This window comes from Candidatus Methylacidithermus pantelleriae (assembly GCF_905250085.1).
GTDB lineage: Bacteria > Verrucomicrobiota > Verrucomicrobiia > Methylacidiphilales > Methylacidiphilaceae > Methylacidithermus > Methylacidithermus pantelleriae.
In genome coordinates, this window is record NZ_CAJNOB010000013.1 from 32,990 (window position 1) to 39,876 (window position 6,887).

Annotated in this window: 8 protein-coding genes and 1 tRNA gene; 3 read left to right on the forward strand and 6 right to left on the reverse strand. The window is 56.6% G+C overall.

Annotated elements, in window-relative coordinates; all coding sequences use genetic code 11:
• Positions 1–437 precede the first annotated feature (437 nt).
• Positions 438–719, reverse strand: coding sequence for a hypothetical protein (locus KK925_RS04990; RefSeq protein WP_174583144.1), 282 nt, complete (start codon positions 717–719; stop codon positions 438–440).
• Here KK925_RS04990 and KK925_RS04995 point away from each other — a divergent pair.
• Positions 718–987, forward strand: coding sequence for a hypothetical protein (locus tag KK925_RS04995; protein WP_174583145.1), 270 nt, complete (start codon positions 718–720; stop codon positions 985–987). The genes KK925_RS04990 and KK925_RS04995 overlap by 2 nt on opposite strands.
• Positions 988–1,499: 512 nt before the next feature.
• Here the strand turns inward: KK925_RS04995 and KK925_RS05000 are convergent.
• Positions 1,500–1,838, reverse strand: a complete 339-nt coding sequence (locus KK925_RS05000) for a hypothetical protein (RefSeq protein WP_174583146.1) — start codon at positions 1,836–1,838, stop codon at positions 1,500–1,502.
• A gap of 854 nt (positions 1,839–2,692) precedes the next feature.
• Here KK925_RS05000 and KK925_RS05005 point away from each other — a divergent pair.
• Entirely contained in the window at positions 2,693–2,878 is a 186-nt protein-coding gene (locus KK925_RS05005) for a hypothetical protein (protein ID WP_174583147.1), read from the forward strand.
• A gap of 757 nt (positions 2,879–3,635) precedes the next feature.
• Here KK925_RS05005 and KK925_RS05010 read toward each other — a convergent pair.
• From KK925_RS05010 to KK925_RS05025, 4 genes are all read right to left on the reverse strand, one after another.
• Positions 3,636–4,019 (reverse strand): hypothetical protein, encoded by a 384-nt coding sequence (locus KK925_RS05010; RefSeq protein ID WP_174583148.1) that lies wholly within the window; start codon positions 4,017–4,019, stop codon positions 3,636–3,638.
• A gap of 140 nt (positions 4,020–4,159) precedes the next feature.
• On the reverse strand, positions 4,160–4,525 hold the full coding sequence (locus KK925_RS05015; protein WP_214096316.1) for a hypothetical protein: 366 nt from the start codon (positions 4,523–4,525) through the stop codon (positions 4,160–4,162).
• 360 nt (positions 4,526–4,885) lie between these two features.
• Entirely contained in the window at positions 4,886–5,089 is a 204-nt protein-coding gene (locus KK925_RS05020; protein ID WP_214096317.1) for a hypothetical protein, read from the reverse strand.
• A gap of 83 nt (positions 5,090–5,172) precedes the next feature.
• Positions 5,173–5,439 carry a hypothetical protein gene (locus KK925_RS05025; protein ID WP_214096318.1) on the reverse strand — a complete coding sequence of 89 codons (267 nt, stop codon included), beginning with the start codon at positions 5,437–5,439 and terminating at the stop codon, positions 5,173–5,175.
• Positions 5,440–6,117: 678 nt separating this feature from the next.
• Here KK925_RS05025 and KK925_RS05030 point away from each other — a divergent pair.
• Positions 6,118–6,189 (forward strand) — tRNA-Thr (locus tag KK925_RS05030).
• Positions 6,190–6,887: the final 698 nt, after the last annotated feature.

Here is a 6,887-nt window from a genome sequence, read left to right on the forward strand (position 1 = left end):
TTGTGTGTATCCTTGCCAATAGCTCCTGAACCGTTCTGAAAACCATAGACAACCGTTTGCCTACCAGGGAAGATCGTCCGGGACGCCGGCCGCCGAACCGTGCTGCCGGCGATTGGCGTATCGGGGTTTCACCGACAAAGCCCAGGTAGCGCCCAGTCCGGCGTTTTTGGGGACACAGGCGCGCGAGACAGCCCGATTGCATCCCGACCGGGCATGTAGTACACTTGCGCCGCGTTGAGTCTCCCCCGAACCCCTGGCCGGAACCACCACACCTGCTTGGTCCGATTGCTTCCGGGTAGGGCAAAGGTGACACTACCGCCGTTGCGAGAAGGCACGACTGCCCCCTCCCACGAATGGGCTTTCGGACAGACCCAATCCTCTCCGGGCGAGGGCACGAGGCCACGTTCTAGCTAGAACTTGTGCCATGACGACGTGCGTCATTGACCGCGCCCATCACAGGCGTGTGGGCCGCGTCGACTTCGGTTCGCCTCGACTCCGGCAGCAAAAAAAGCCGACTTCACCGCCGCGATCGCCTTGGCGTAGGCGAAGGAAAAGAGCAAGCCAGCCGCAACAGGATCCACCGACTCCAGCTCGAGCGTCCTCTTACAAAGATCCAATCCTTCGATCACAAGCGCCTTGCCCGATTCAGCACAGGCGCGGATCACCTCCTTTGCACGCATCACCAAAAATCGCTTTGGCTTGCTCGTCGCTCTTGCCATGGAGATTGAATCGGATCCCGGGGATTCTCACGCCTTTATCAAAGCAGTCCGTTTCGGCCAAGGTGAGATGACCCTCGTTCGTGTCGATGCCGACCGCTCCGGCAAAGCGGTGTGTCACCCAGGAAATGGGTCTGCGCCTCGACCCTTGGCAAACACCCGTTCCCCTTCCAGTCCCGCACGAATCGGTAGCTTTGCGGCGGATCCCTTTCGCTTGCGGAGGAGTTTCCCGGCCAGTGATACACGGGACGGGCTTCCAGGGTGCTTCTGAGCTGGGAAAAAACCGGTTCAAATCTTGGCGACTCGCTTATGTTGAGTGACGAGCACTCCGGGGGAAGCTTCCGGTAGGGAGAGATGGGGCTCCCCGAGATACTATCCACCGATCGGTTCCTCTTCTGGGATCCGCTCCTCTCTTTACGCTTCCACCGGAGACCTTGTCGGTTGACTTCGTACTCGAAAGGATTTTTTGGGCTTGGAGGCAAAAGGGCTCCCCGACCGACCGGGCTCCCCAGTTTGAGCGGATCGGCTTTTGGGCGATCGTTTTCGGAATCTCGGCCAACACCTCCTTCGCACGAGCTACCCGGCTTTGCCGCCGGGCCCGATCGCTCAAGGCTTAGGCCATTTTCCTGGGGCAATCATAGAATCGAACCCCATTGCTTTCCCCCTCGATGCCTTGACTCCGGTGGGTAAGGCAAAGCTGCGGATCTTTTGCGAAGAGTCCGAACATCGCTCTTGGAGCTTCGCCTCTCTTGCCTCAAGCGACATAGGGAAGCGCTCTCTCCGTCAAGCCCCTTCAAGTTCCACGGGCTTTTCCGTTCCTCCATCAAAAACGAGGGTTCTTTCTGGGATGCCCAACCGGCCTTGGAGTGTCACGAGCAACGCCACAAGAGTTTTCGAATCCGCCCGGTTTGCCCGCAAATTCTTTACAAGAAATCGGAACTTCTTGAGCATGGGTCGCAATCGAGAAGAAAAACTGGCCGCCGATCCCGTCGGTGATCTCGGCTCTGTCCATAACGGGATAGTCCCTCCGGCCCTGCCCCTCAAAGTACACACGGCGGATAGATCATAAAGCACAAGACTCGTTCCCCGAAGGCGACCCTCGCGATAGAGCTTCTTTTCCACCTAGTTCTAACCGCCGTTTCACCCATCCCTCGCGGAGGCAGAGCTCGTTCTCCTTCCAACTCCCTTTGTCCTCTATCCTCTGCCCCACAGCGTTCCCCCGAAGGTGTCCCCCTTGCTTCCTTCCGCAACGCACACTTCGAAGAGGCAAAAAGAGTCTGCCCCCAAAAGCGATCGCTTTACTCGACCGCCGCTTTCGCTCCGATCTTTTTCCTCCAAGGATTTCCTCTACACCGCAGCTTCGCGACACCTCTTCCCGTACCCCGCACCCCGCATCATCGAATGGCTCTTCCAGCTGTAAGGCCTCTAGGGGGACAAGCTTTTGCGCTTTCAAGCTTGTGCGAACAACCTCCTGCCTTTCGACCGGGAGCCGCCTCCCATGGCCCAGTTGCTTCCGTTCACCTTTTTCACCTTTTCCCCAACCGGCAGGACTCCCGAACCCTCGCCTGCCGCTACATGCTCCCGGTGCGATCGGTACGGACCTCGTGGACAAAGATGCCTACAACCTGCAAGATCTATCATTTTCCTATGGAAGAATCAGCTATGCGCAATCTCTTGAGGAACCGACTCTATGCACTTTTCCATAAGTGGTCTTATAACTGCAAAGGTCCGAAAACCTGAGAAACTGAAGCGAGTTGCCGGCTTGCCGTTCCCCGAAGTTCGTTATTCTTGGTACCGAGTCGCCGGAGCATCCATCTCTACCCTTCCTTCTCGTAAAGCCAAAGATCCTCATGGGGTTGTCTTCTTGCCTTTGCTTTTTGCAAGTCAAAGCGGAGCCGATAACCATCTTGGGCGCCACGATCGGAAGCCATGGGAAAAGATAGACCCGCACGTGCCGGGAAGGCCACCCGTTATTCGTGCCTACAGCGGGTGGGAAAGCGGCGGCCTACCGGACCCAAGAAAACGCCGCCGCCGGTACATGGGGCCTTCGACAAAGAGACAGAATCTTTGGGAGAAGCCAACTCATTCGGTTTTTTCTTTCCCCTCTTCTTTCTTCCGTCATTCTTGTTCATCGCTTCCCCCAAGGAATGCGATTGCAATAGTTATAGTCTCTAGCAGAATCACGCGGGGGTTGTCAAAGTTTCTCCGTTGTTGCCACCTAATGCTCGTGGCAGGAGTAGATTGCCAGGCATGCGCGGGCTCACGCTGAGCCCCCGCAGGGGGGGTCAGTGGCGCTTGACCCTCCTAACTCCAGAAGTATTTGCTTGGGGATGCGCGGCCAAAAGCATTATGAATTGGGTTTTCTTCATCGAAAGATTAGCGCGATTCAGGTCGAAAGTAGCGATCCCCGGCACGCTTTGGCTTTGCCGGCTTTAAGGCCACATGAGCAGCGTCATGGCGGTCTACTTGGGTAGTGGCCCGATTGAGCGGACTACTGCAATCGTACGCGGTCGCCACAAGATACTGGTTTCGAGGCGAGGCAGGATTTTCAATCAATCACTCAAGAAGCTCCCCGACAAGCCGCTCAAAACCCGTTCGTGAGCGAGCTTTCTCTTTTCCTCTTTCCAGCCCTGCTTGAGGCTGGCTTGTGAGCACATCTTCTCTCGGGTCACCAGCGGGGCCCTTGATTCCGGGGAACTCGTAGGAAGTGGGCTCAAGCCGGAGTTTCAGTGGCGCTTGAAACTCACCACCCTGCCTTTGCACACCGTCTGGACCGAGCAAGGAGAAAACAGGCTGTCCTGGTCGGTGAAAGGCGCGGTTTGAGCCGATGCACCACACAAAAAGGGGATAACGGAAAAACACCCAAGCGATTGCTCGGCGGGAAACGCGAAAAAGCAGGCTTACAAAAGCTATACCCGATCACTGCTTACGAGATAGGAAAAGATTGAGACTGCCAGCTGCGTACGAGTGGTGTACAAAGTTCGGCGATCCCCAGACCAGACTCTGCAAGAAGAAGACGCTTCCATCGCCTCTCCGGGCATGGCGAAGCTGATGGATATCAACCGCCACTCTTCGTACGTCAACTTCTAGCGCTACGAGGTATTCTAAAAGATCGACGAGCCGCACGCTCACCCCGAACCTTGCCAGAGGAGCCTGCGGCCGCCGAATGCCCGCCGGCTGCTGGATAACCGGGTCAAGGCTATAGCAATAACCTGGAAACCTAACGCGATGCACCATAGCTACGGGCGCCGTCACCTTGCCCAAACCAATAATGCGCCGATGGTGCTTATTGAGCGCGTCCATGAATCACCGGAGCTTCTCTAAAAAAAAGACTACCACCTGCTGGCCAAGCAAGAAGGACGCCCAGCGCGATTGGAACATTCGACCGTCTCTCCCTTGTCCAACGTCATCCCGTTTGCCACCGGGAACCTTTGGATCACCTATCACGGCTCCGGAGGAGTCGAACGGGCTTGTTCCCGATACGGCCCGACGTTGTGCCACCGACCCCGGGGGCCTAATGCGCACTGTTTGGCTTCTAAAATCCGTCCCGAGGTAGATCCATCGATTCCTAGGTAGGAAAAGGCGCGTTTTTTAAGCGATGTGCCCCGTGACCGAGCCATCCAAGCCCCCATAGAGCCTAACTCGTTGATGGCCAATCCTACCCCCCACGCGCTGCCCCCAATTTCCGGATACAAGTACACACAATCACGGCCAATCCGTTCCCAAGGGGATCCACCTGCGCCCTGGTGCTCTAGGACGCGCTTGTTCCGATGTGTCCCATGGTTCCACCACCATGAACGTTGGAGCATCTCCACAAACACAGCGCCAGGCACACAACCCAAAGAACCCAGAACGGGATTTCCTCATCGTTTTGGCACTCCCTGACCCTTTTTGATCTTCTCGCCCACCGGTGCTGGCCTAGCTTTGGATCCTGGGCAGTCTAACCCAACCCGCAGCTACGTTCACCGCCCAAGGGTAAGGACGCTGGGCAACCGGTTTCATTGCTGGAACCGGATCGCGTTCAAGTGCCGGTGAGGCAGAGGCGGCGCACGAGTGAGTGCTAGAGCTTGTTTGGCAAAATGCCGCGACCTGCATCCGGGCAAAAAGGGCCGGCATTTGCCCGCCCGTAAAGCGCTGCATAGGCGTCCAGGCACCAAACCTGCCCGGGGTTAGCCGCAAAAACGGGTCTGCGAGGTAAAAACAAGGGGCTTACTCATGCCATTGGTTCGAGGGCCTTCTTCGGCCGGTTTGTAGCGGACCGCTTCCCGTAAACCCTGGCGCACAGGGAAACGATGAGCGTGCGCAGAGATCACCCACAATGTCCTCCGCTCCATCTCGTTGGGCTCAATGACGAGGATGGAGCGGCTCTGCACGGCTAATACCGCCCCCAGGAATGGAAATCCCCAAGCGTACGAGCCGCTCGGGATCCTCGACCCAAATCATGCCTATCCTTGGATCAGGCAGCACGCTGATGAGACCTCTCCGGTGGCCGTTCATTCCAGTCCGGCCTCAATGACACAACCTTTGGCGATCCGCAGCCGTTTGCTTTAGCATAAACTCGCGTCAAGCACGCCGGTTGCGTATCGGGATGGAGTTTTTGGGCGTCGCTGAACAGACGCGCGTAGAGAACGACGCCATCGGCTCGCTCCGGCCCCGCATGCACGATGACAGTTCCAATGGGCAGCCGGTCGGCCGGAAACGGGAACCGCCGCTCATTCCCCATCCGCTAAGCTGGTTTCTAACGGCTACCCTGCCGCTTGGTTCAGACAGTCAACTTCACGGGAATATCTTTTCATGAAATACCCTTGTGGCCCATATATAATGCAGGTATTGGCACCCCCGAGCACTGGCCTCCTCACGAGCTCGATGAAACGCTCTGTTGAGGTCGGGGAGAGAGGGAAAATCGGGTCCAAGACCAACGCTCCCTCTTTGCCAAGATCCTTTTGATGTCACAAATGGCTAGCAACGAGCTTCACCTATCCTTCTCGGGTTCTAACTTATGCCCTCTTATACCCTACCCGAAGCACTGTGACACACGTCGCTCTGCAAGGAACGGAATGAGCCCGAGGCGGAGATGGGAACGCTTCGCTTTGATCCCTTTGATATCGAGAGCTTTCTGCGTCGGCGTCCGACCTCTCCTCCTCCCGTTGGCGGGTGCCTATCCTTGGAAAAGCCTCTTTCTCCACGCCTACCAAGCGCAGCGCTGATAAAGCCTCTCTCAAAACCGCAGCTTCCCTTCCTTTAGCAAAGCCTACCTTCGGGCGAAACTTTGCTTTACATCGGTCTTTCGAAGGCTCGTCTTCCGAGGTGGAGAAAAGGCGTCTAGGATTTAAGCAGAGGCTGGCGCCGTTTGACATCTCTCCGCCGTGCACCTAGGATGAGGCGGTGCTTCATTTCTTGCGCCGGCTTAGCTCAGCGGCAGAGCAGCGGTTTTGTAAACCGCGGGTCGTGGGTTCAAATCCCACAGCCGGCTCTTAGATCTCACACGAGATAGGGAAGGAATTTCGTCCGCTAGCTAAAGCGTAACTCATTGTGCACGGAGACTGCCCACGGGTGACTTTTGGAGACCCAAAAGGTAGATCGGGCACGGCTTTTCTTTTCTGCGCTCCCACGGTGAGACATCGTGGAATTTGATGCCGCACCCAGTGGGGGATCACTCCCTCCCCACTGGTTGATGCCCTCTGGTCAGGGCGGATGAGAAATAGCGATGGATATTTGGCGGCAATGGCTTGCTACAGGATGGGGTAGAAGTTCGCGTTACGAGCTATGTTTGCTGAAAACTGGCCATTTTGGTGGTCGCTTAAGAGGTAGGAGAGGCACTTTTGAAAAAAATGCCGTGACAATTGTGAGTAATCTTTTTGTGCAACGGAGAGCTTTTATGGAGGCTCCTATGGAGGGAATGGGGTAAGGATAAGAGATGGTTCTCCGCACGGCGCGGCTTCGTCCGAAAGATCAGTCGGAGGGGGAAGAGGTTCGCTTGGGGAAAAGCGATTGGGTACACGGGAAAGTCAAGGAGTGACGGGTTAAGAGCTTGGGACGCAAGGATGGATGAGAGGGGAATTGGGGTCGGTGGAGGGGGTTGCTTGGCCGGAAGCTTCTTACCCCTTTCGGGGAGGGGGGAGCCGAAGGAGTCGGCGGTTCGGGGCCCAGCGCTTTCTGGCTAGATATGTG